Origin of the sequence: Mucilaginibacter sp. PAMB04274 (assembly GCF_039634385.2) — a bacterium.
GTDB lineage: Bacteria > Bacteroidota > Bacteroidia > Sphingobacteriales > Sphingobacteriaceae > Mucilaginibacter.
Genome location: NZ_CP155081.2, coordinates 3,529,268 through 3,553,459, shown reverse-complemented (window position 1 = coordinate 3,553,459; position 24,192 = coordinate 3,529,268). Strand labels below are relative to the sequence as shown.

Sequence of the window (24,192 nt, the reverse complement as noted above, 5' to 3'; positions counted from 1 at the left end):
AATTCACCCCTAAATTGTCGTATTTGGCCCTCCTTATGTAGGTTGTTTCGTTGCATCTTTGTTTGCAATTAATGCCAAAACAATTATGTCAGAAAACAAAGTTTCATTACACAGAATAATAAAGGCCACGCCTGAGAAGGTTTACCGTGCCTTTACCGAAAGCCTGGCCATCGCTTCATGGTTGCCACCTTATGGCTTTCTTTGTACCGTACACGAAATGGACGTTCGGGAAGGTGGTGCTTTCAGGATGTCGTTCCAAAATTTTACAACTGGTAGCGGCCATACATTTGGCGGAGAATACATGGAGGTTAAACCCAACGAGTTCCTAAAGTACACCGATAAGTTCGACAACCCCAATATGCCGGGTGTAATCATCAACTCAATCTCGTTTCAAAAAACATTGGTAGGTACCGAACTTAATGTATTGCAAGAAGGCATACCCCAAGCTATCCCAATTGAAATGTGCTACTTAGGTTGGCAGGAATCGCTTGAAAAATTGGCTAAACTTGTAGAGCCTAACATACCGGATGCGTGATCGGATAGACAACAAAGCCGTAATCCATACGGCTTTTATGCTTAAGAGCTCTGTTTAAGCCGGATTCCTATGGGAGGGTCTGCTTAGGCGGAAAGGCAACCTATATTAACTAAAAAATAACAAGCATGAGAACAATCAATCCTTGGATTAACTTCAATGGCAATGCCGAAGAAGCATTTGCTTTTTACAAATCAGTTTTTGGCGGCGAAATCACCAAGATCATCCGTTTTAAAGACCTGGCAAGTGCTGAATTTCAGGTGCCAGAAAAAGAGGTTGATAAAATAATGTACATCGCTTTACCTATCGGCCAACACAATGTGTTGATAGCCAACGATGTTCCTGAATTTATGGGTGGGGTAAACGAAAGCGAAAACCGGTCGAAAATATTAGTGAGTGCCGAAAGCCGCGAAGAGGCAGATAAGGTATTTAACGGACTTTCGGCTGGCGGAGAAGTTGAAGGTGATATTGGTGATACACCATGGGGTACCTACGCCGGAATGTTTAGGGATAAATATGGCATTGAATGGATTGTGGAGTTTGACCCAAGCTTATAAATTCTAAGAGTGTGTAGATGAAGTAATCTTTGTCAGTGCAGGTTCTGGGCGTAAGAGGCCCTGTAATGGAGCCTCTAAGTATGTATTTAGCAATAAATTACTAAACTTGGAATGGCCTGCAATGCAAGGTTCCTTTATGAGAGACCTGCGGTGACGAAAGTAATACTTAGCGCCAGTTAGCACCTATAGTCAATAATCAGAATAGAAGGTAACCGGGAGATATTCTTCCCGGTATTAAAGCAGACATAGGGTTGAAAATTAGAAAACCACCTCGAGCTGGCGAGGTGGTTTGGTTCTTCAAATCATGATAGAGTTTGAATAATTGGCTTTCCAAAGATAAGTCATTGTAGTATTTCTGCCTATTATCGTGTTGCACACTTTGCTACACAAAACTCGTTCATTAGGAAATAGGAAAGATACATAGGATCCTGTTGATGCATGAAGCACAAAAGGTTAACCAAAAAATAGTGGTAAAACAGGTAATTAAAAGATAACAATTGTACCTTGAAATAAAGATTATATGGTCCGTCGAGAGACCGTCGCAAGGTAATACGCTGTATAGTGTTTGTTATTTTTGGCGTACTTTGTCCGTATATCGGTAACCGCACCTATAGCTCGTCCTTGCCCTTCGCATCCCTTACTGGTGCAAGCGTGTACGGCGGAGTATCATTGGCTATTAGTGCATGAAAATAAGCTGTGCTATAATATGCAGTTATGCCAGAATTATAATTGACTTTAATTTGATAAGTGCTCCTGCAGGGATTCAACCTCGTAAAAATAACAAGAGCCCGATACTTTCGTATCGGGCTCTTGTACTCGGGGCGGGAATCGAACCCGCACTCGCTTTAAGGCGAACAGGATTTTAAGTCCTGCGTGTCTACCAGTTCCACCACCCGAGCAGGTGATTATTATGCGGGAGAAGAGGCAGGCGTCGGCCCGCACACCACATAATAATTAGTACCTTTTAAAAATAAATCCCTTGCTGATATTCAGTAAGGGATTTGAGCGAAAGACGAGATTCGAACTCGCGACCCCGACCTTGGCAAGGTCGTGCTCTACCAACTGAGCTACTTTCGCATTTTTTGTTGGCGGCTCTCTTTCGATAACCCCCTTGCGTTTTGGTGATGCAAATATAGAGACAAAACCTTATTCTGCAAATAATTTTTTTAAAAGTTTTTTAACTTTTTCATAACTCACTGGCTTTCAAAATATCATTTATCAAATCGCTCTCAAACCCGCGGCCCATAGCGTACTGTTGTAGTTTATAGCGGCGCTTAAACGCGTCTTTTTCGGTTATCTGCGTCTGTTTCTTTTCTAAAATTTTCTGCAAGGTGCGTAAATACTCATCGCCATCTATAGTTTGCAGTGCTTTTGCAATCAGCTTATCGGGCACCCGCTTTAATTTTAAGCCTTGTTTAATCTTAATACGTCCCCAGCCGTTCTGGTTAAACTTGCCTTGGGCATAAGCTCTGGCAAAGCGCTCCTCATTTATAAAGTTGCCGGTTATTAACTCACTAATTACATTTTCAACACCGGTAGGGTACATGCCTAGTTCGTACAGTTTATCGCGCACTTCCTGCTGCGAGCGTTCCTGGTAAGCGCAAAAATGTTCGGCCTTGGCCAGGGCTGCTTTTTCATCTGTAATTCTCTTCTTTTTCGGCTCATCCATGCAAACCAAATTTACCAAAAATTCTTCTGTTTACATAAATATAAGCACCTTAGTAACCATGTTGAGCAGCCAATATACCATACCCGAAGTACAGCAAATTATAGGTGCGTCAGGTACCATCGTACGCGAAAACAACATCAGCATACTGCTTACCGACAGCCGGCAGATCAGCAATGCGGCGGAGTGCCTTTTCTTTGCATTGCAGGGCCGCCGCGACGGGCACGTGTTTATTGACGAGGCTTACAACCAGGGCGTACGCAATTTTGTGGTGCTGCAACAGCCCGGCGGCGAGTACCAGGCAGCCAACTTTTTAATAGTGCCCAACGTGCTGCAGGCGCTGCAAACGCTGGCAGTCTATCATCGCAGCCGTTTCGATTTACCGGTTATTGGCATTACGGGCAGTAACGGTAAAACCATTGTAAAGGAGTGGCTTTATCAGTTGCTGGCTGCCGATAAAAATATAGTGCGCAACCCCAAAAGCTATAACTCGCAAATAGGTGTGCCACTTTCGGTATGGCAAATACAGCAGGATAATGACCTGGGCATCTTTGAAGCGGGCATATCTACCGCAAATGAAATGGACGCGCTGCAAGCTATCATTCAGCCTACCATTGGCGTGCTTACCCACCTGGGGTCGGCACATGATGAGGGTTTTGAGAGCATGCAACAAAAAGTATTGGAAAAACTGAAGTTGTTTAAAAGTTGCGCTCTGCTTATTCACAACTACGACCAGTTGATGACGTACAAGGCCGATTTGCCGCCGGTTACCACTTTTACCTGGAGCCAAAAATTTAAGGAGGCCGATCTTTACGTGTTCAGTGAAACGGTGATTTCCAAACGTTTTTACTTGCGGGCACTGTACAAAGGCAAGGAGATTGAGTGTTTAATACCTTTTTTGGATGAAGCTTCGATAGAAAACGCCATTGTGTGCTGGGCTACCATGCTGGCTATGGGTTACAGCGCTGTAGAGGTTGATAAACGGCTGGAAAACCTGAGCACCGTAAGTATGCGCCTGGAGATGAAGAACGGTATTAACGACTGCTCGGTAATTGACGACTCGTACAACTCCGACATTCGTTCGCTCGAGATTGCGCTAAAGTTTTTACAGCAGCAAAATCAGCACAAAGTTAAAACGCTCATTCTTTCAGATATTTTTCAATCGGGCCTGCAGCAGGATGTGCTATACCAGCAGGTGGCCCAAATGATCCAAAATCATCATATTGATAAATTTATTGGGGTAGGAGCGGCCTTGCAGCAGCACCAGCAGTATTTTGCCAATGTACCGCAAAAGTTTTTTTACGAAAGCACCGGTGATGTGCTGCGTCATCGCAAGGAGATCAATTTCAATAACGAGGCTATTTTAATTAAAGGATCGCGCAGTTTTGAGTTTGAGCGCATTAGCAGGGCATTGTCGCAAAAGGCGCACGAAACCATGCTGGAGATAAACCTTAATGCCCTGCTGGGCAACCTTAATTTTTACAAATCCAAACTACAGCCCGGCGTAAAAGTAATGGCCATGGTTAAGGCTTTCTCCTATGGCAGCGGCACTTTTGAGGTAGCCAACATATTGCAATACAACAAGGTGGATTACCTGGCTGTAGCTTATATTGACGAGGGCATTGCGTTGCGCCAAGCCGGTATTACACTGCCGTTGATGGTGCTCAACCCCGAGCCGTCAGCTTTTGATAAACTGGTGGAATTTAAGCTGGAACCCGAGATTTATAGCTTTGGCCTGCTGGATAAGTTTGTCAAGTTTGCCAAGCTGCATCACATAAGCGAATACCCGGTACATATTAAAATTGATACGGGCATGCACCGCCTGGGTTTTGAGGACTTTGAGCTGGAGGCTTTATGCGATTTGCTGGAAGAGAATGCCTACATCCGGGTAACGTCCATCTTCTCGCACCTGGTGGCTAGCGACGCCGAGGCACATGACGACTTTACCCGTAAACAAATCAAACAGTTTAAACAGGCCTTCGCAACAATTGAGCAGGCGCTGGGCTACCCGGTTATTAAACACATAGCCAACACATCGGCCATTATACGCTGGCCCGATGCCCAGTTTGATATGGTGCGCCTCGGCATAGGCTTGTACGGCATAGACGCCGCTGTGCCTGAACATTTGAATGGCCTGCAGCCTATTGCTACTTTAAAAACAAGCATATCGCAGGTAAAGCATATTACCGCCGGAGAAACTATTGGGTACAACCGCAATGGCAGTTTGCTAAGGGATGGCCGCATAGCTACCGTACGCATTGGCTATGCCGACGGATATTTACGTGCTTTTGGTAACGGCGCAGGCAAAATGCTGGTGAAAGGCGTACTGGTGCCTACCGTTGGTAATATTGCAATGGACATGTGTATGATAGATGTAAGTGCCGTTGAGGTTAAAGAAGGCGATGAGGTAATTGTATTCAATGAGCAGCAAACTATTGAGGATCTGGCTGCGCAAATTGGCACCATACCGTATGAAATTCTGACCAATATTTCGCAACGCGTAAAAAGAGTGTATTTTTATGAGTAAAATTGCAGCTGGTTATGAACGGTATAGCTCGCATACTACTTAGATACTTTGTAAAAGGCATGTTAGTGGTGGTGCCCCTGGGCGCTGCCTGTTTCCTGATTTTTTGGGCGGTTTCCAGTTTAGACAATGCCCTTAACCTGAGCGATGTGCTTTGGGTAAACCCTAAAACAGGCAAGGCCCTTTATATTCCGGGCCTGGGTATTTTAACCGTGCTGGTTATCATTATGATTGCCGGCGTGCTGGTTACCAATGTTATTACCGATCCTATCAAGGGCTGGTTTTCTTACTGGCTTAACCGTTTGCCTTTGTTTAAGTTTCTGTATTCATCAATCAAAGATTTAACCGAAGCTTTTGTGGGCGAAGAAAAGAAGTTTAACGAACCGGTATTGGTGGAGGTAGGCTCTAACGGACTGAAAAAGATCGGTTTCCTCACCCATAAGGATATGACCGTACTCGGCCTCCCCGGCGATGTTGCGGTTTACTTTCCGTATTCTTATTCCTTTGCGGGCCAGGTTGTTATTGTGCCGGCCAGTAAAGTAACGCCCATTAACAAAAGCGCTGCCGAAATGATGAAGTTTGTGATTTCGGGTGGGGTTACTGAGTTGGAGTAGAAGGTGAGGCAAAAGCTGCCGTTACACATGCACAAATACTTATGTCATTGCGATGAACGAAGTAATCTTTGCGGAGAGCAGTTTCGTCTGAGCTCATTATGAGGGCCTGTGTTTTGCCAAACTCGTTTCAGTGCTTATAAACTCCCTTCGTCTCCTCATTGCCGGAGAGGCTACTACTTTTGGCATAGCCCCAAAAGAAGCAAAAGTGCCTAGCCAGCACAATCCCTGCCAGCGCTGCAGGCCGTAATCCCGGCCGGGTGCGCTGGCAGCCCGACGCTTCTTAACAGTAGCTTTAGTAGCTTTGCTTCGCAACTGCTATTATTTTTAAATTCCCGTTCAGACACCCACTTACTTCGTGCTCATTTTATTAAACTTTACCATATAGGTGAGCAAAAAGTAGCGTTTCAGGATCTGGTTCTGGCTATCTACAATGGAGTTAGCGCCGCTGTAACGGTAGGCGCTTATATTTTGGTCGAGCATATCATAGCAGGAGAGCTTAATTTCGCCGCGGTCTTTTTTTAGCATCAGCACCGCTACGCTCAGGTTAAGCATGTTTACGCTTTTCTGAAAACCGGCACTGGCCAGCGGATTGTAGCTGTAGCTGTAAACACCCTCCCAGTACATGCGCTTGGGCCACCGCACGGTAAAGCGGTTGTCGGCGCTATGGCTTACAAATTTCACGCTCGCAAAATCAACGCCCGAGTAGGTGGTTGTTTGCGGACGCAGTGAGTAAGATGAGTTTAATTGTACAATTTCTTTCCAGCCCAGGTTGATGCCTTGCGTGAAGCCTAAATACAGGTTGTTTTGGAACCCTTCATCCTGGTTGAGTATAAAAAAGTTTCGGGCACTACTAAAGTAAGCAGATGAACTGATGTTGAGTTGCCAGGTCTTAGAAGTTTTGAATGTTTTGTTTACGCCCACATTGCCGTTTACATTACGCCTGCCGTTACGATTAACCGGCGTGTTGGCGCTCGCACCTTCGGGTGTTAATTGCGTTACCGATGTTACACTGTTCTCCTCAAAACTACTGTTCAGGTAGCTGTAAATATTTAATTGCGATTGCGGATAATACTTGTAAAAATTTACCGAAACTGAGTGCCTGCGGGTAGGCCTCAACAAAGGGTTGCCTGTAAAACGGTAAAGCTGTGAACTTTGTATAGTAATGGGTTGCAAATTGTATACAGATGGCTGGCTTACGCTAGAGCTGTAGCTTAACGAGGAGTTGCCTATCCGCAAACGTGCAGATGGAAGCCAGTTTAAGTAATATTGGTTCAAATCTGGAACGTTTTTGTGGAAGCGGTTAAGTATCTGCAGCCACTCAGCGGTAACACCTGCATCAATAGATACTCTTTTATTGAACTTGAAATTCAGGTTAGCCTTGCCACTTTCGGTCCATTGGTAACGGTCAAGGTCAGAGCTTTGGTTTTCCAGGTAAAGGCTGTACTCTCCGGTTTGCAGGTTTTGATCAAATGTTTGTTGCAAGCGGCCATTGCGAATAAAGCCACCGCTGGCGGTAACATCGCCGGTGAGCTTTTTACTTAGCGGATAACGAAAGGCTACACTCAGGCTGGCGTTGGTATTACGCGAGTTAACATCAATAAGCCGCCGCAGCTGTTCAGACTTTACGGTTGATGTTTGGGAGATGAGATCGAGGTTGTTGATATTGCTGGACAGGTCGGGGCTTATGTTAAGGGAGTGATTAACATTAAGTGACGCCGATGAGCCATACCTTTTTCCCAATTTATGATAATAGCTAAAATTGTGTTGAAACTGCATGCGGCTGCCATCATTACTGTTGTTACCAATACTTTGGTTAAGCGGGTTTAAGTAATTGTAACGGTTAGACGTATTATCGTACCGGTTAAAGTTATTCGCAAAGTTAAGCTTGGGCGTATATCTGAAATTAGTGCTGTCATTCGGATTCCAAACCACCAAACCGTTTACGTTATGTTTGTTGGTATTGGTAAGCGTATTATTATTGGTTAAAGTGAATAAGGTATCGGTAGGGAAATTTTGCTGATTTAATGATGTGCTGATATTGGTAACCTTCGAATTGTTGAAGAAGTATAACAGGTTCAACTTTAGTTTTTTACCATAATCATTGTTCAAGTTTAATCCAGCAGAAATTACCTTCTCGATACCACCGTTCCAGTTGTTGCCACCTACGCCCACGCTGCCGTTATAAAGCGCATCCTCGCCACTGCGGTCAAAACCACCGTATTGCGATAGGTCATTGTCTGAAAAGCCGGTACGGTTAAGGTTGTTGCCCACACCTATAAAACTCATTTGCAGGGTATCCCTGAACATGTTGAACAAACCACCCGATTCAAACCTTTCGCGGCTGCCGCCGCCTGCGTACATTTTGCCAAATACGCTTTTCTTTAACGCCTTTTTAAACTTAAGATTGATGATCTTACTTACATTGGCCTCTTCGATTAAATGGTCGGGGTCGTTTTCGCGGTCATCAAATATCTGTACTTTATCTAATAGCGACACGTCAATGTTTTTAGAGGCAACGCGCGGGTCGTTCGCAAAAAATTCTTTGCCGTCTATAGTTATTTTAGATATAGCTTTACCGTTTACTTTAATGCTGCCATCAAAATCAACCTGTACGCCGGGCAGTCGTTTTAACAATTCCTCAACCACTGCATTAGGTCTTACTTTAAAGGCGGCCACATTAAATTCAACCGTGTCTTTTTTTATTACAATGGCCTGCCTTTGTGCGGTGACTGTCACTTCGCCCAGCATTTTACCTTCCGGGCGCATAATAATGTTGCCAAGGTTAAGTGTATCCCCCTGTTTCAGCGTAACCACCTTACCAAAATTGGCGTAACCTACGTAAGAAGCAATTACGGCTATAGGCTTACCAGATGGCAGGTTATATAAAGCAAATTTTCCGGTTTTATTAGTAACGGTATAAGATACAAAGGATGAATCTTTCAGATCGGTGATGCCAATGGTTACCATTTCCATAGGTTTCTTACCGGTCGAATCGACAATGGTCCCTTTAACGTGCGACTTGTTTTGGGCAAAGACGCTCCCCAGGCATAAGACCAGTATGGCCGTCAGGAAAAATTTGTTCATTAAAATTGTGTAAGTAAGGTTGTAAGGGATCTGAATGTTGGCTAAATATATTGAAAAACTTCAACATCAATCTGATGATAATCACCCGTTAACATAATTTAACTCATGTGTCGGCTATTTGCCGCTTAAATGCCGTAGCAGAGATGGTCGGAAAATTAAGCTTAGTAAGCTCCAATGTTTGTTTTATAATTGCCGGCGTGGTCAGGCAGCCTGAGCAGCGTTGGCTGTAAATAAAATTTATAAGGGTTGCACATCGCTTAAAACAGTGAAAAAAGTAAAAATAGATACTCTAATTAGCGCCATTTTGGTTTACAGCATTGACCTAAAAATTAGCACTTTAACTGCCAATTAATCAGCAAATTTTCTTTATTTTGCGGTTATGGACCAACCTGCACAACCTAAACGCGAGGCTGCCTTAGGCTTTATCTTTATCACTTTGTTAATCGACATTACCGGCTTTGGTATTGTTATTCCTGTATTTCCTAAGCTAATTGGGCACCTTATACATAACAGTAATTTAAGCGATGCTGCCATTTATGGTGGTTGGCTTACCTTTGCCTACTCGGTAATGCAATTTTTGTTTGCGCCGGTACTGGGCAACCTGAGCGACAGGTACGGCCGCCGGCCGGTGCTGCTGGGCTCGTTGCTGGGTTTTGGTATCGATTATACTTTTCTGGCTTTTGCACCTAGTATTTGGTGGTTGTTTGTAGGCCGAATCATAGCCGGTATTACCGGCGCAAGTTTTACTACGGCGTCGGCCTATATTGCCGATGTAAGTACACCCGAAAAACGCGCCCAAAACTTTGGCATTATAGGAGCAGCTTTTGGTATAGGCTTTATTATTGGCCCTGTATTGGGTGGTATTTTAGGCCATTATAGCACTAAACTGCCGTTTTTGGCTGCTGCTGGTTTAGCCATTTTAAACGCTATTTATGGTTATTTCATTTTACCCGAATCTTTATCGAAAGAAAACCGCCGGCCGTTTGAATGGCGAAGGGCCAACCCTATAGGCTCATTAATGCAGTTAAAAAAATACCCAGCTATTAGTGGTTTAATTGCTTCGCTTATTTTAATTTATATAGCGGCCCATGCCGTACAAAGCACCTGGACTTATTTTACCATGGAACGCTTTAGCTGGAGCGAATCACTGGTGGGATACTCACTGGGTTTTGTGGGCTTGCTCTCTGGTTTAGTGCAGGGACTGCTAATACGTGTAACCATCCCTAAATTGGGCCAAAAAAAGAGTATTGTACTGGGCTTGTTGTTGTACAGCATAGGTTTGTTCCTGTTTGCATTTGCCAATCAAAGCTGGATGATGTTTGGTATTCTGGTGCCTTATTGCCTGGGCGGCATTGCAGGGCCTGCATTGCAAGGCTTAATTAGTAACCAAATACCGGCTAACGAGCAGGGCGAGCTGCAAGGTGGCTTAACCAGTTTAATGAGTGTAACCTCCATCATCGGCCCGCCATTAATGACCACGTTGTTTGCCTGGTTTACCAGTAAAAGTGCGCCGGTTCAATTTCCCGGAGCGCCATTTTTAATGGGTGCTGTGCTAATGTTATTGAGTACATTCCTTGCTTTGCGCAGCTTTAAACGGGCACGTATTAGCACAGTAAAAGCCTAAGCCCCCGGTATGAAAATTTTTATAGCACTGCTGTTGTTTTGCGGCGTTTTATTTGCTGGTTTTGTAGGGATGCGTTACACTAACGCACTCAACTGGTACTATGTTACAACCGAATCAAGCGAGCCTACTTTTAAGGCAGGTAACATTGTTTTTGTATCACGTTTTAAGAAACCCCATCCCGGCAGTTACATATGCTACAAGGGGCCAGGAGGGTCTATTTATACGCATCGCTGCGTAGCCATAGCTAAAGATATTATCGAGCTTCGGGACGGCAACTTGTATCGGAACGGCAAATTCATAAATGAGCCCTATACGGCAAGTGAATACCTGATTGCAAACAGTAAGGCAGATAGTTTGGCCATGTATTTTGACCGCGCAGGTAAAACACTTACTTCCAGGGATAGCGCCTTCTCGGGCGTTAGTTTAAGTAACCAAGAATTAAAGACGCTGCACTTAACCGGTTTACAAAGACTAGTAAGCGCCAAAGGATTTGTAAATGAAGGCTTGTACAAACCTTTTGTGAAAGCCGGATATAATGAAGATAATTTTGGGCCGGTTACCGTACCGGCAAACAGTTGTTTTGTGTTAGGAGATAACCGGCATTGGGCCATGGATTCGAGATACCTTGGGTTTATTACCGCCGATATGCTAATTGGAACCGTACTTAACTAAAACAATTTTGGCACAAAGCCTTTTAACAGGTGTTACTTTTTTTACATGAGCGAGGAAACCAAGCATAAGCGCCCGGCAGCACTAAGTTTTATATTTATTACAGTACTTATTGATACCCTTGGTTTAGGCGTTATCATCCCGGTTCTGCCCAAGCTGCTTGAGCAACTTGGCGATTATAATACCAGCATGGCTACCCAAATTAATGGGTACCTTACCTTTACTTACGCGCTCATGCAGTTTGTTTTTTCGTCTGTGTTAGGCAATTTGAGCGATAGGTATGGCCGCCGGCCTGTATTGCTCATATCAATGGTGGGCTTTGGAATTGATTACGCCCTGATGGCTTTTGCACCTAACGTGTTCTGGCTTTTTGTTGGCCGAACCATTGCTGGCATTGCAGGCGCCAGCACTACCACGGCTACGGCCTACATTGCCGACGTAAGCACGGGCGATAACCGTGCTGCCAACTTCGGCTTAATTGGGGCAGCTACCGGCTTAGGCTTTATTATGGGTATTGGTTTGGGCGGATACCTGGGCGAGGTAGGTTTACGCATTCCGTTTATGGCGGCAGCCGGTTTGGCGTTGCTTAATGCTTTATACGGATTTTTTGTATTGCCCGAATCCTTGTCGGTTGAAAACCGCCGCCCGTTTGACTGGAGTAGGGCAAACCCAATTGGTGCACTCAAGCGCTTAACAATGTACCCTGCTATTGCCGGGTTAATAAGTGCTTTCAGTTTAGTTTATATTGCCTCAAAAGCGGTTGAAAGTGTACTTGCCTTCTTCCTGGTCGAGAAGTTTAAGTGGAGCATGAGCAGCATCAGCAGCCTGGGTATTTTCATTGGCGTGTTGCTGATTGCCATACAAGGAGGGCTAATCCGTATCATCATTCCTAAGTTAGGGCAGCAACGCAGCATTGTGTTCGGCTTGCTGTTTTATGCTATTGGTTTGGCGCTTATTGCCTTTGCTAACCAAGGCTGGTTAATGTATGTGTACATGATTCCGTATTGCCTGGGCGGTATATCGGGCCCTGCACTACAAGGCCTAATTACCAGCAAAGTTGAGCCTAATGAACAAGGTGAATTGCAGGGTGGATTAAACAGTTTGTTAAGTATCACCACTGTCATTGGTCCGCTGCTGATGAGCAGTTTGTTTGCCCATTTCACTAATCCCAAAACCTCATCCATTTACTTCCCCGGCGCACCTTATCTGTTAGGCGCAATTTTGATGCTTATTAGTACGGTTATTGCTATCAGGAGCTTTAAACGAACTAACGCTAACCACCCCGCCTTAGATAGCGGCGTGAAGTAAAGATGGTTTGACGTCAAAGAATTCTCTTTCGGATGTCTGTACATTATCGTTCAACAGCTATATAGCCGGAGCCATAAATAAAAACGCTCAGGATGAGTTAAAAAAAGGGGCTGGTGAATATCACCAGCCCCTTTTATGCGCTAATTAAAGTACTTAGTGTAACTCAATCCTCGCTCTTGTAACTTCAAACAGCAATAATTAAAAGTTTGGTTTGAGCAGGTATTTGTTGTAGAAGCGGAAAATGTGTTCCACTGCTTCCTCGGCGGTGTCTACCAACCGGTAAAGTTGTAAATCATCCGGACTAATGTTATGCTCGCTGTTCAGCATCTTTTCTTCAACCCATTCAAACAGGCCTTTCCAGTAATCTACGCCCACAAACACAATTGGGAAGCGCGCAATCTTGCCGGTTTGGATGAGGGTAATTGCCTCGAACGATTCATCCATGGTGCCAAAACCACCAGGCAGTACAATAAAGCCCTGGGAATATTTCATAAACATTACCTTACGCACAAAGAAGTAATCAAACTCCAGCAGTTTATCGCGGTCAATGTATTTGTTATGAAATTGCTCAAATGGCAGCTCAATGTTTAAGCCTACCGATTTGCCGCCGGCCTCATAAGCGCCTTTATTAGCTGCCTCCATAATACCCGGGCCACCGCCCGATATAACGCCGTAGCCCTGCTCGGTAAGTAAACGGCCACATTCTACCGCAATGTTATAGAAAGGATTATCGTTATGCGTACGTGCCGATCCAAATATGGAAACGCAAGGGCCAATTTTGGCCAGTTTCTCAAAACCATCCACAAACTCGGCCATAATCTTAAAGATTTGCCAAGAGTCGGTTACCTTTATTTCGTGCCAGTTTTGGTTCTGGAAAGCCTGTCTTATTTTATCATCACCTGTCATAATATCAAATTCAAAATATAGTAATTACAACGCTGCCACTTTTGTTTTAGCCTTTGAGGTAAGTAACAGGCCGGCAAAGGTAATTAAACCGTTTACAATGATCAGTTCGTTATCAAAAACATAACCGCCCAGTATCTCTTTAGAACCCGTGCTCAGGAAAAAGCATACTGCAGGTGATATTAAACAAATAAATGGCACCAGTTTATCGTTCACCTGACGGCCGCTCAAAAACAAGCCAAATCCATACAGACCAAGCAATGGCCCGTAGGTGTAAGACGCCACCTTAAAAATAGCGCTCACTACCGCATCGTTATTTACGGCATTAAATAAAATAATGGTTACAAACATCAGCCCCGAAAACGTGATGTGCACGTAGTGCCTTACTTTAACCATGGCTTTGCTGTTTGTATCTTGCCGTTTGTTAAAGTTCAAAAAGTCTACACAAAAAGACGTGGTTAAAGCGGTAAGTGCCGAATCGGTTGTGGCAAAGGTGGCTGCCGTTAAGCCCAGCATAAATACAATGGCAGGGAATACGCCAAGGTAGCGCAGTGCTATGGTAGGGTACAGGTAATCGGTTTTCTCTACACTGATACCGTTTTTGGCCGCGTACAGGTACAACAAAGCGCCTACGCTCAGGAAAAATATATTAATGACCACGAACACGCCGGTAAAGCTGAACATGTTCTTTTGTGCCTCGCCAATATTTTTGCAGCTCAGGTTTTTTTGCATTAAATCCTGGTCAAGCCCCGTCATGGCTACGGTGATAAATAAACCGCCAAAAAATTGCTTGCTCAGGTGCAGCTTACTGCTCACAAAATCATTCAGGAAGAATATTTTGGAATAGCTGCTGTTCTTTATGGCATCGGCCGCTTCCACTATGCTGAAATTAAGGCTTCGGCAAATGAAGAAGATAGAGAGAAATACAGATGCAACGAGGAAAAATGTTTGCAGGCTATCGGTAATAATAATGGTTTTTAAACCGCCTTTATAGGTGTATGACCATATTAATACCAGGCAAAACAGTACAGTAGCCCAAAAGGGAATACCATAAGTATCGAAAATAAATTTTTGTAACACAATAACTACCAGGTACAACCTGAATGATGAGCCAATGGTACGGCTTATCAAAAATATAGTAGCTGCTGTTTTATAGCTCCACTTGCCTAAGGCGTTTTCTATATAACTGTAAATTGATGTTACCTGTAAGCGGTAATACAATGGCAACAGTACAGTGGCAATAATGATAAAGCCCGCTGCATTGCCCAGTACAAACTGAAAATAAGCAAACTGATCGCCGCCGGGGGCGCCTACCTTGCCGGGTACCGATATGAAGGTTACACCACTCAGCGCAGTACCTATCATGCCAAAGGCCACCAGGTACCATTTGGAATTACGGTTGGCTACAAAAAAGGTGTCATTATCTGACGAGTTACGAGACGTTAGGTAAGAAATAAGGATGAGTACTAAAAAGTATCCGGCTATGAACAATAGTAAAATTCCGGGCGACATATGATTTGGGTTAAGTAATTAACAATTGATGGCGCAAGCTAATTAAAAAGTTTTAACCAGCTCAAATCATTAAGGTAAATTAATGAAGCATTTTATGAAAATAATGCTTCCGCGCTGAGGCAGATGACCATGTGCTGACCATAATTAAGGCTTATTTTTTGTAAATTTGATGTATGAATTTTTCTTCGAAATTATTGGAGAATGCGGTTGCAGAGTTTTCGAAACTGCCGGGTATCGGGCAAAAAACAGCGCTTCGTTTGGTGCTGCACCTGCTTAACCAGGACAAGCCCGACGTGGAGCGTTTTAGCCTGGCTATGACTAAACTGCGCAACGAAATACAACATTGCCGCACCTGTTATAATATATCCGATTATACCGTTTGTGAGATATGCTCATCTTACAAACGTGATCATGCCACTATTTGCGTAGTGGAAGATACGCGCGATGTAATGGCCATAGAGAATACAAATCAGTACACTGGTGTATACCATGTGCTCGGTGGACTGATCTCGCCGATGGATGGGGTAGGCCCATCGGACCTGGAAGTAGACTCACTGGTAGAGCGAATTAAGGCTTCAGACGTTAAAGAAGTGATTTTTGCGCTTAGCGCTACTATGGAAGGCGATACAACGATATTTTATTTGCACAAAAGGTTAAAAGATTTAAACATTAGTTTATCAACCATAGCTCGTGGCATAGCGTTTGGAGGAGAACTGGAGTACGTGGATGAGATAACCTTAGGAAGGTCTATTGCCACCCGCGTACCTTACGAAAGTTCTCTGGCAAAATAAGCGCATGAAATTATCTATCATACTTGTAAATCAGAATTTGCACAGACCGTTGCGTCAGGCTATGTATGCGCTTAAACAAGCAATACAAAGTTTGGATGCTGAATTAATAGTGGTAGATAATGCATCGACCGACCGGTCGGTAGTTATGCTGACAGATGAGTTTCAGGATGTGAACGTTATTCAAAATATAAAGCCGGTAGGGTTTGCAACAGCGGTTAATCAGGGTGTCAAAGCCTCAACCGGCGATTATGTTCTTGTTCAATCGCCAACAGTAATTACAGCTGAAGACAGTTTGGAAAAATTGTTGGCGTTTGTGGAGACGCATGCCGATACAGGTGGCCTGTCTGTACGTATGTTAGATGCTGAAGGCAACTTTATTGCCGACTCGAAACGTGCAATGCCAACACAGTGGATCAAGTTTTTTGGAGCAACAGGTCTTTCAAAACTGTTTTCCAAATCACAGCTTTTCAGCCATCACTACCACTCCGGCTGGGGTGAAGAGTTTGAGAATACAGAGACAGATGTATTGAATAATTGCTTTATGCTGTTACGTAGGTCGGTGTTAAATGAGGTTGGCTTGTTTGATGAGCGCTTTAAAGCTTATGGTCAGGAGATCGATTTATCCTATCGCATCAGGCTGGCGGGCTACAAAAACTTCTATTTTGCTAAAACCTTTGTAATACAGCAATCAGTACCACCGGTATCTAAATGGAGCTGGCATTTCATTAAACATTTTTACGGGGCAATGCTTATTTTTGCAGCCAAATACTTATTAAAGATGCCTGAACTTAAGCTAAAAGCTATGCCAAGGTGGTCTGCCCCAGCTTATGAGTTTAAACAGTAAGATTGTTATAATTACCGGTGCCTCGTCTGGCATAGGCAGGGCTTTAGCCTACGAAATGGCCAGCCGCGGCGCAAACCTCGTATTAGGCGCCCGCCAGTACGTTACCCTTTGCGAAATTACACAGGATATTGAAAAACGCTTTCAAACTAAAGCTATTGCCGTGCAATGTAATGTTAGCGTTGAAGAAGACTGCGCTTTTTTAATTAAACAAACCCTGCTTACGTTTGGCAAAATTGATGTATTGGTAAATAACGCCGGTATATCCATGCGTGCACTATTTAACGATTTGGATTTGCAGGTATTAAAAAAGCTGATGGACGTAAACTTTTGGGGAACGGTTTATTGTACAAAGTACGCGCTGCCCGAAATTTTAAAAACGCAGGGAAGCGTGGTTGGTGTTTCATCCATAGCAGGCTTTAAAGGTTTACCCGGCCGTACGGGTTACTCAGCTTCTAAATTTGCAATGAACGGCTTTTTAGATGCTTTGCGTGTGGAGAACCTAAAAACCGGCGTACACGTTTTAACCGCTTGCCCGGGCTTTACGGCATCAAATATTCGTAATACTGCACTTAATAAGGATGCGAATCAACAAGGCGAAAGCAGTTTGGAAGAAGATAAAATGATGACAGCTGAAGAAGTAGCCAAAGCAATAGCTAACGCTATTGAAAGTCGCTCGCGTACGCTCATACTAACAGGGCAGGGTAAACTAACCGTTACGCTAAGCAAGTTGTTCCCGGCCTGGTTAGATAAGTTGGTTTACAATGTATTTGCTAAGGAAAAAGATCCGTTGCTGAAATAAGTTGTACTCAAACCGTCAAGGAGGTAGGTTGCAGATTATTTTATAAGCCAGCCTGTCATTTCGAATAATAACGAAATCATTTTCTGAGCTGAAAGCTATTAATTGAAAAGAATCCTCACTATTATTCGAGATGACAGCTGGTGTATCAGTCTTGTTTATTTAATCTGTATTTGCTCTTATCTACCCATTAACCACTTCGCCGCCATTTACATGGATGATTTGTCCTGTAATGTAGGATGAATCTTGAGAGGCCAGAAAAACGTAGGCTGGTGCAACTTCTGCAGGCTGGCCGGCACGGCCAAGCGGCACGTCTTTACCAAACGATTTTATCTTTTCTTCATCAAAAGTAGACACGATTAGCGGGGTCCATATGGGGCCCGGAGCTACACCGTTAACCCTAATTTGCTTTTCGGCCAGATTTTTAGCCAGCGAGCGGGTAAAAGTTACAATGGCACCTTTGGTTGATGAATAATCTATCAGCTCAGGCGATGAACGGTAAGCGGTCACCGATGTAGTATTAATAATGGTATCGCCTTTTTGCAAATGGTTCAATGCTGCCGAACAAAAGTGGAACTGAGATAGTATATTGGTTTTAAAAGTTGCTTCCAGCTGTTCTTCGTTAATATCTTGCAAGTTCTTTTGCGGAAACTGCATGGCGGCATTGTTCACCAGTATATTCAGCTTGCCAAATTCCGCTGCGGTTTTTTCTACCGCTTCTTTACAAAAGCTGCTTTCTTTAATATCTCCTTTAATAAGCAGGCAACGGCGGCCTTCTTGTTCAACTAATTGTTTGGTTTCTTCTGCATCGGTATCTTCGTCCAGGTACACAATGGCTACATCGGCGCCTTCACGCGCAAAGTGAACACTTACTGCCCGGCCAATGCCGCTATCACCACCTGTAATTAAGGCTACTTTATCTTTTAATTTGCCAGAAGCTTTATAGTCTGCATCTATATACTGCGGCTTGGTGGTCATTTCATTTTCATTGCCTGGTTGGCTGTCCTGGGTCTCGGCCGGCAGGTCTGTTGGTTTTTGTTCCATGGTAGTATATTTCTTTACTAACCGGATGGTTAACCAATAGTTTAGTTTAATTCACAATAGTTTATTTTGGTAGCTTTGCATCAGTATAACTGCCTATCTGGCTCAAATCGAGGGATACTTTACCGCTTTCGTCGGTATAGAATGCAGGTGTAAATTTGCCGCCCCATATCAGTTCATCGTACTGGTATGACGTACGCGAGTGCACCGTTTGCGAAAAGGTATCATCGTAAGCTTTAAGCAATATCGCAAAGTTCGCGTTGGTCGCCTTCAATTCTTCGGGCGTAACCTGGTACAGCGGACTGTCTTCATCCAACGGATGCACTACCGTCCAGCTTAAGGTTAATATGCTGGCCTTACTGCGTTCAAGTGAAAGGGGAAAGAATTTGCGTACAGTCTTTCCATCAGAATAGTCATTGTAGGAGAAAATGACATCGATAGAAAGATCGATAAGTGTATTATTGCGCCTGTTGGCCAGTCTAAACATGAGTCCTTTTTGGTCGGTTAGATAGGGTGCCACCAGCATACGGTTACTGTAAGCTATTTTAGCTGAAGGCCTGGAAAAGCGCCCATACAGCAAACCGGTAGCCAGTGCGAAAGCCAGCAATCCCAGCATTGATTCAAGAGCAGCTATAGAGTTAGTGAGTATGCCACGCGGACTAATGTGTCCGTAACCCACAGTTGACATGGTTTGAGCCGAAAAAAAGAAGGCATCAAAAAAGTGCTCTATCGTTGTTTTCCCATCGGCGCCATGCAGGTTCTCAATTCCGGCCAGGTTGTATATGAATGCAAAAACAATGTTGGTAACCAGGTAACCGCTTAACACCACCAGCCAAAATTTGGTCCAGCTCATGCTAATAAGATGATTGTAGGTGTCGGTAGTACTGAGCAAGGGCAGGCCTTTCCGGTTCACATTAACAGAGCCGTCGCGGTTGATAACCCGCTGGGCAACGGCCTGCCGCCCAAAGCCAAGGTCATCCTCAGGGTTAATATGTTTTTTTGCTATGGCCATGTCTTATAATTTGCTGATAAAATTATTATTCTGATTTGCATTTCGGAAAAACAATAGTCATATTTGCCACACAAACTAATGAAAGTACAAAACAATAACTGGTGGTGGCTTAACGAGTAATCGTAAGGCAATCTCCTGTTTATTAAAAATATAATAAGAAAGGGTTGCCCATTAGGCAGCCCTTTTTTTGTGCATATATGAAAGCTATACTTAACCACTTATTCGAACACAAAACATTTAGCCGCGAGCAGTCGAAAGAAATTTTGACCAGCATAGCTCAGGGCAAATACAATATTTCGCAAATGGCTGCTTTTATGACGGCTTACTGCATGCGTGCTATTACGGTTGATGAGCTGGAAGGCTTTCGTGATGCGATGCTTGAGTTATGCCTGCCTGTAAACCTCCATGCAGACCAATTGATAGACCTGTGCGGTACCGGTGGCGACGGCAAGGATACTTTCAATATATCTACCCTGGCATCGTTTGTAGTGGCAGGAGCAGGGTACAAAGTGGCTAAGCACGGTAACTATGGGGTATCATCGGGCTGTGGTTCATCTAACGTGATGGAGTACCTGGGGTATCAGTTCACCAATGATGAAAGCAAGCTCAACAGTACTTTAGATAAAGCCGGTATTTGCTTTCTGCACGCACCGCTGTTTCACCCGGCAATGAAAACCGTTGCACCCGTGCGTCGCGAACTGGCAGTTAAAACCTTTTTTAACATGTTGGGGCCAATGGTTAACCCCGCAAGGCCAGGCAACCAAATGGTGGGTGTTTATAACCTGGAGCTGGCCCGCTTGTATGCCTACTTATACCAAAAATCGGATGTTAACTATACAATCTTAAACGCGCTTGATGGTTATGATGAAGTTTCATTGACCGGAGATTTTAAAACATTTTCGGGCGAAGGTGAAAAAATTAACCGTATAGCCGATTTGGGCTTCGACAAAGTTAACCCAAGTGAAATTACTGGTGGCCATACGGTAGCAGAGTCGGCACACATATTTATGCAGGTATTAAATGGTGAGGCCACTACTGCACAAAATAGTGTAGTGTTGTGCAATGCGGCCCTAGCTATACGCACCATTGCGCCTGCAAAAACATTTGCCGATAGCTTTTACGAAGCGGAACAGGCATTAAATAGCGGTAAAGCGCTTAATAGCTTTAAACAACTTCTGCAAAACTAAGATGAAAATTAAAGTGTGCGGGATGAAATACCCGGAAAATATCAGCGCGGTAGCCGCTTTAAATCCCGACTTTATGGGTTTTATATGCTATGATCTGTCGCCCAGGTATATGGCTGATGTGTCGCCGGTTGTTTTAGCACAATTACCATCCTCTATTTATAAAACAGCCGTTTTTGTGAACGAAGATGCCGATAAAATCAGATTGCTCATAAAACAGTTTGGGTTTAACGCCGTACAACTGCATGGCAATGAAAGCCCGGAGTTTTGCAGCAATTTACGTGATGAAGTAACGGTGTTTAAGGCGTTTGGAATGGATGATGGATTTGATTTTACGCAACTGGACGCTTATGTCGGCCATGTGGATTACCTGATGTTTGACACCAAGACCGAAAGGCACGGCGGATCGGGCAAAACGTTTGATTGGAGTATTTTAAATAACTATAAGCTTGATATTCCGTTCTTTATTTGTGGCGGGCTGAGTTTAGATAATTTGAAAAAAGTAAAGCAAATTAAACACCCTGCCTTTTACGGTGTTGACCTAAACAGCAGGTTTGAAACACAACCAGGTTTAAAAGATGCAGAAAAACTGCGTGAGGCATTTAACCTATTAAGAGATTAATAATCATGAAATATACAGTAAACGAGCAGGGATATTATGGAGATTTTGGCGGGGCCTACATCCCTGAAATGCTGTACCCTAATGTTGAGGAGCTGAGGCAGCAATACCAAAGCATCATAGCCGACGCCGGTTTTATAGCCGAGTTTGAATCTTTACTAAAAGACTATGTAGGCCGGCCGTCGCCCTTATATCATGCCAAGCGTTTGTCTGAAAAATACGGCGCTAATATTTTTCTAAAGCGCGAGGATCTGAACCACACCGGTTCGCATAAAATAAACAATGCCATAGGCCAGATATTACTGGCACAGCGCCTGGGCAAAAAACGCATTATTGCCGAAACAGGCGCCGGTCAGCATGGGGTAGCCACCGCTACTGTTTGTGCATTGATGGGTATTGAATGCGTAGTGTACATGGGCGAAATTGATATGGAGCGCCAGGCGCCCAACGTAGCACGGATGAAAATGTTGGGTGCAAAGGTTGTGCCTGCCACATCGGGTAGTAAAACCCTGAAAGATGCCACCAACGAGGCGATGCGCGATTGGATTAACAACCCGGTCGATACGCATTACATCATCGGTTCGGTGGTGGGTCCGTATCCATACCCCGAAATGGTAGCAAAGTTCCAGTCCATCATATCGTTCGAAACCAAGAAACAATTATTAGAGCATACCGGCAAGGAATTGCCTGAGTATGTGCTGGCCTGTGTAGGCGGTGGCAGCAATGCCATGGGTATGTTTTACCACTTTTTGGATGATGAGTCGGTAAAACTGATTGCTGTAGAGGCAGCCGGCAAAGGCGTGGATAGCGGCCATTCGGCAGCTACATCGGTTTTGGGCCGCGAAGGGATATTGCATGGTAGCCGTACTATATTAATGCAAACTGATGACGGACAAGTGGTTGAGCCGTATTCTATATCAGCAGGATTAGATTACCCAGGTATTGGTCCTCAGCATGCCCATTTGCATAAAATACAGCGAGCTAAATACGTAAATATTACTGATGATGAATCTTTGCAGGCCGGTTTACTATTGTCGCAACTGGAGGGCATTATTCCGGCCATTGAATCAGCACATGCTTTTGCTTATTTAGAAAAGATGCAATTTCAGCGGGAAGATAATGTAGTGATCTGTTTGTCGGGCAGGGGAGATAAAGATCTAACCACTTATATTAACCACTTCGGCTTTTAACTACCAACTAACAGCTCATTTCCTAACTGAGGAGGATAGGAGGCTTTTGCTGAATTTAATTGAAATATCCCTCTTCGCCATTAACAAGCCAACGCAGCCCTCCACAGGAGGGATGAATACGGTACAAATACGAACGGTGCAATAACACATACATGAATCGTCTTAATCAATTGTTCGCCACAAAAAAGAACAACTTACTATCGGTATATTTTACTGCCGGCTACCCAGAACTGAATACAACCCTTGATATTGCCGAGGCGCTTGAAAAAGCTGGTGTTGATTTTCTGGAGATCGGCTTTCCATATTCGGATCCGGTGGCAGACGGACCCACTATTCAGCACAGTTCCCAAAAAGCGCTTGACAATGGCATGAACCTTAACCTGCTGTTTGAACAATTGGCCGAGCTGCGCCAAAGAGTAAGTATACCTGTATTGCTAATGGGCTATGCCAACCCCATGGTACAATATGGAGTAGAACGCTTTTGTGCCAAAGCTGCCGAAGTGGGCGTAGATGGCGTTATTGTACCCGATTTACCCATGTATGAGTATGAGACCTTGTATAAAGATTGCTTTGCCCGGCATAACCTGAGCAATATTTTTTTGGTTACCCCACAAACTGCCGAAGCGCGCATACGTAAGATAGATGAGCTCAGCAACAGCTTTATTTACCTGCTTTCGTCTGCATCTATAACCGGTGGTAATTTAGCTTTGGGAGATGTTACCGAAACCTACTTTAAGCGTATTAAGCATATGGAACTGGATAATCCAATTATAATTGGCTTTGGTATTGGCGATAAAGCCACCTTTGATACGGCAACTGCCTATGCCAACGGTGCTATAGTGGGTAGTGCCTTCGTACGTTTCTTAGCTACCGACAATTACCTGGAAAGGATACCTGAATTCGTGAAACAAATAAAAGGATAGCTAAAAATCGTTTTCATTCGGGGTGGTAACAAGAATTATTTAAGCGGTAACAACAATCTCCATAATCACTCACCATTGTTTGAGATTATGAAGATTATTATGACAAAGCCTCGGCTTTGGGTACTCGTTTCTGCTTATAAATAAGCGTCCAAATCACCCTTGCCCTCTCGTATTACTTCAAATTCACCTGAGGTAACATCTACCACGGTTGAGGCTATATTGCCGCCGTAGCCGCCATCAATTACGATATCTACCAAGCTTTCATATTTTTCGTGGATGAGCTCGGGGTCGGTAGAATATTCCACAATATCATCCTCGTCACGTATGGATGTAGATAGGATGGGGTTACCTAATTGCTTCACTATTTCCCTCGCTATAGCGTTATCAGGTATGCGTATACCAACCGTTTTTTTGTTTGAGCTTAACAGCTTGGGTACATTTCCGCTGGCATTCAAAATAAATGTGAACGGGCCTGGCAAAGCTTTTTTTAGTACTCTAAACACCGTGCTATCAATAGGTTTGGTATAATCAGACAGGTTGCTTAAGTCATAACAAATGAAAGAAAAGTTAGCCTTCTCGGGCTTGATGTGTCTGATGCGTGCAATAGCTTCAATTGCTTTATGATTGGTTATGTCACAGCCTAAGCCGTAAACGGTATCGGTAGGGTAAATGATGAGTCCGCCCCGGCGCAGTACTTGCACCACCTGCTCAATGGTCTTTGGGTTCGGGTTCTCCGGATAAATTTTTACAAGCATACTTATTTAGCAAATATAACAGCTTATGGTTTGCCCGGTATTTA

The 24,192-nt window shown here is 43.9% G+C and carries 21 protein-coding genes and 2 tRNA genes; 14 read left to right on the top strand and 9 right to left on the bottom strand.

The genetic code is table 11. From position 1 onward, the window contains the following. The first annotated feature begins 85 nt into the window (after positions 1 to 85). Positions 86 to 535 (top strand): SRPBCC family protein, encoded by a 450-nt coding sequence (locus tag ABDD95_RS14880; protein WP_345948129.1) that lies wholly within the window; start codon positions 86 to 88, stop codon positions 533 to 535. 125 nt (positions 536 to 660) lie between these two features. Next, positions 661 to 1,089 carry a VOC family protein gene (locus ABDD95_RS14875; protein WP_345948128.1) on the top strand — a complete coding sequence of 143 codons (429 nt, stop codon included), beginning with the start codon at positions 661 to 663 and terminating at the stop codon, positions 1,087 to 1,089. Between the two features lie 813 nt (positions 1,090 to 1,902). On the opposite strand, the gene ABDD95_RS14870 is transcribed toward ABDD95_RS14875, so the two are convergent. From ABDD95_RS14870 to ABDD95_RS14860, 3 genes are all read right to left on the bottom strand, one after another. Then, a tRNA-Leu gene (locus tag ABDD95_RS14870) sits at positions 1,903 to 1,988 on the bottom strand. A gap of 105 nt (positions 1,989 to 2,093) precedes the next feature. Further along, positions 2,094 to 2,166: transfer RNA gene (locus ABDD95_RS14865), tRNA-Gly, on the bottom strand. 109 nt (positions 2,167 to 2,275) lie between these two features. Further along, the gene (locus ABDD95_RS14860; protein WP_345948127.1) at positions 2,276 to 2,758 is read right to left on the bottom strand and encodes a regulatory protein RecX; all 483 of its coding nucleotides are present in this window, start codon (positions 2,756 to 2,758) and stop codon (positions 2,276 to 2,278) included. Here ABDD95_RS14860 and ABDD95_RS14855 point away from each other — a divergent pair. After that, positions 2,757 to 5,282, top strand: coding sequence for a bifunctional UDP-N-acetylmuramoyl-tripeptide:D-alanyl-D-alanine ligase/alanine racemase (locus ABDD95_RS14855; RefSeq protein WP_345948126.1), 2,526 nt, complete (start codon positions 2,757 to 2,759; stop codon positions 5,280 to 5,282). The two genes, ABDD95_RS14860 and ABDD95_RS14855, sit on opposite strands and share 2 nt — an antisense overlap. Before the next feature lie 14 nt (positions 5,283 to 5,296). Further along, on the top strand, positions 5,297 to 5,893 hold the full coding sequence (locus ABDD95_RS14850; protein WP_345948125.1) for a DUF502 domain-containing protein: 597 nt from the start codon (positions 5,297 to 5,299) through the stop codon (positions 5,891 to 5,893). Between the two features lie 348 nt (positions 5,894 to 6,241). On the opposite strand, the gene ABDD95_RS14845 is transcribed toward ABDD95_RS14850, so the two are convergent. Continuing rightward, positions 6,242 to 8,977: a TonB-dependent receptor gene (locus ABDD95_RS14845; RefSeq protein ID WP_345948124.1), complete on the bottom strand. Its 2,736-nt coding sequence runs from the start codon at positions 8,975 to 8,977 to the stop codon at positions 6,242 to 6,244. Positions 8,978 to 9,356: 379 nt separating this feature from the next. On the opposite strand from ABDD95_RS14845, the gene ABDD95_RS14840 reads away from it, so the two are divergent. Genes ABDD95_RS14840 through ABDD95_RS14830 form a run of 3 tightly spaced genes read left to right on the top strand, consistent with a single transcriptional unit; the run spans position 9,357 to position 12,578 of the window. Further along, positions 9,357 to 10,601, top strand: coding sequence for a TCR/Tet family MFS transporter (locus ABDD95_RS14840; protein ID WP_345948123.1), 1,245 nt, complete (start codon positions 9,357 to 9,359; stop codon positions 10,599 to 10,601). 9 nt (positions 10,602 to 10,610) lie between these two features. Continuing rightward, positions 10,611 to 11,273, top strand: coding sequence for a signal peptidase I (lepB, locus tag ABDD95_RS14835; RefSeq protein ID WP_345948122.1), 663 nt, complete (start codon positions 10,611 to 10,613; stop codon positions 11,271 to 11,273). A 45-nt stretch (positions 11,274 to 11,318) separates the two neighbouring features. Continuing rightward, on the top strand, positions 11,319 to 12,578 hold the full coding sequence (locus ABDD95_RS14830; RefSeq protein WP_345948121.1) for a TCR/Tet family MFS transporter: 1,260 nt from the start codon (positions 11,319 to 11,321) through the stop codon (positions 12,576 to 12,578). A gap of 198 nt (positions 12,579 to 12,776) precedes the next feature. Here ABDD95_RS14830 and ABDD95_RS14825 read toward each other — a convergent pair whose 3' ends face one another. Further along, positions 12,777 to 13,484, bottom strand: coding sequence for a TIGR00730 family Rossman fold protein (locus ABDD95_RS14825; RefSeq protein WP_345948120.1), 708 nt, complete (start codon positions 13,482 to 13,484; stop codon positions 12,777 to 12,779). A 24-nt stretch (positions 13,485 to 13,508) separates the two neighbouring features. Next, positions 13,509 to 14,993 carry a sodium:solute symporter gene (locus tag ABDD95_RS14820; protein ID WP_345948119.1) on the bottom strand — a complete coding sequence of 495 codons (1,485 nt, stop codon included), beginning with the start codon at positions 14,991 to 14,993 and terminating at the stop codon, positions 13,509 to 13,511. 173 nt (positions 14,994 to 15,166) lie between these two features. Here ABDD95_RS14820 and recR point away from each other — a divergent pair, with 173 nt between their 5' ends. The 3 genes from recR to ABDD95_RS14805 are packed head-to-tail and all read left to right on the top strand — an operon-like array spanning position 15,167 to position 17,427. Then, a complete protein-coding gene (recR, locus tag ABDD95_RS14815) occupies positions 15,167 to 15,784 on the top strand; it encodes a recombination mediator RecR (RefSeq protein WP_345948118.1) in 618 nt (205 codons plus the stop codon). Between the two features lie 4 nt (positions 15,785 to 15,788). Further along, positions 15,789 to 16,628 (top strand): glycosyltransferase, encoded by an 840-nt coding sequence (locus tag ABDD95_RS14810; protein WP_345948117.1) that lies wholly within the window; start codon positions 15,789 to 15,791, stop codon positions 16,626 to 16,628. Beyond that, positions 16,612 to 17,427 (top strand): SDR family oxidoreductase, encoded by an 816-nt coding sequence (locus tag ABDD95_RS14805; RefSeq protein WP_345948116.1) that lies wholly within the window; start codon positions 16,612 to 16,614, stop codon positions 17,425 to 17,427. The genes ABDD95_RS14810 and ABDD95_RS14805 overlap by 17 nt, the downstream gene beginning before the upstream one ends. A gap of 180 nt (positions 17,428 to 17,607) precedes the next feature. Here the strand turns inward: ABDD95_RS14805 and ABDD95_RS14800 are convergent, their stop codons facing one another. Then, positions 17,608 to 18,468, bottom strand: a complete 861-nt coding sequence (locus ABDD95_RS14800; protein WP_345948115.1) for an SDR family oxidoreductase — start codon at positions 18,466 to 18,468, stop codon at positions 17,608 to 17,610. A gap of 61 nt (positions 18,469 to 18,529) precedes the next feature. Further along, positions 18,530 to 19,477, bottom strand: coding sequence for an ion channel (locus ABDD95_RS14795; protein ID WP_345948114.1), 948 nt, complete (start codon positions 19,475 to 19,477; stop codon positions 18,530 to 18,532). 197 nt (positions 19,478 to 19,674) lie between these two features. Between ABDD95_RS14795 and trpD the strand changes: the two genes are divergently transcribed. The 4 genes from trpD (at position 19,675) to trpA (ending at position 23,393) form a co-directional block, all read left to right on the top strand. Next, positions 19,675 to 20,664, top strand: a complete 990-nt coding sequence (trpD, locus tag ABDD95_RS14790) for an anthranilate phosphoribosyltransferase (protein WP_345948113.1) — start codon at positions 19,675 to 19,677, stop codon at positions 20,662 to 20,664. Between the two features lies 1 nt (position 20,665). Further along, the gene (locus tag ABDD95_RS14785; protein WP_352432909.1) at positions 20,666 to 21,283 is read left to right on the top strand and encodes a phosphoribosylanthranilate isomerase; all 618 of its coding nucleotides are present in this window, start codon (positions 20,666 to 20,668) and stop codon (positions 21,281 to 21,283) included. Between the two features lie 5 nt (positions 21,284 to 21,288). Continuing rightward, the gene (gene trpB, locus ABDD95_RS14780; RefSeq protein WP_345948111.1) at positions 21,289 to 22,470 is read left to right on the top strand and encodes a tryptophan synthase subunit beta; all 1,182 of its coding nucleotides are present in this window, start codon (positions 21,289 to 21,291) and stop codon (positions 22,468 to 22,470) included. 152 nt (positions 22,471 to 22,622) lie between these two features. After that, a complete protein-coding gene (gene trpA, locus ABDD95_RS14775; protein WP_345948110.1) occupies positions 22,623 to 23,393 on the top strand; it encodes a tryptophan synthase subunit alpha in 771 nt (256 codons plus the stop codon). A 134-nt stretch (positions 23,394 to 23,527) separates the two neighbouring features. Here trpA and ABDD95_RS14770 read toward each other — a convergent pair whose 3' ends face one another. Continuing rightward, the gene (locus ABDD95_RS14770) at positions 23,528 to 24,148 is read right to left on the bottom strand and encodes an L-threonylcarbamoyladenylate synthase (RefSeq protein ID WP_345948109.1); all 621 of its coding nucleotides are present in this window, start codon (positions 24,146 to 24,148) and stop codon (positions 23,528 to 23,530) included. Between the last annotated feature and the right edge of the window lie 44 nt (positions 24,149 to 24,192).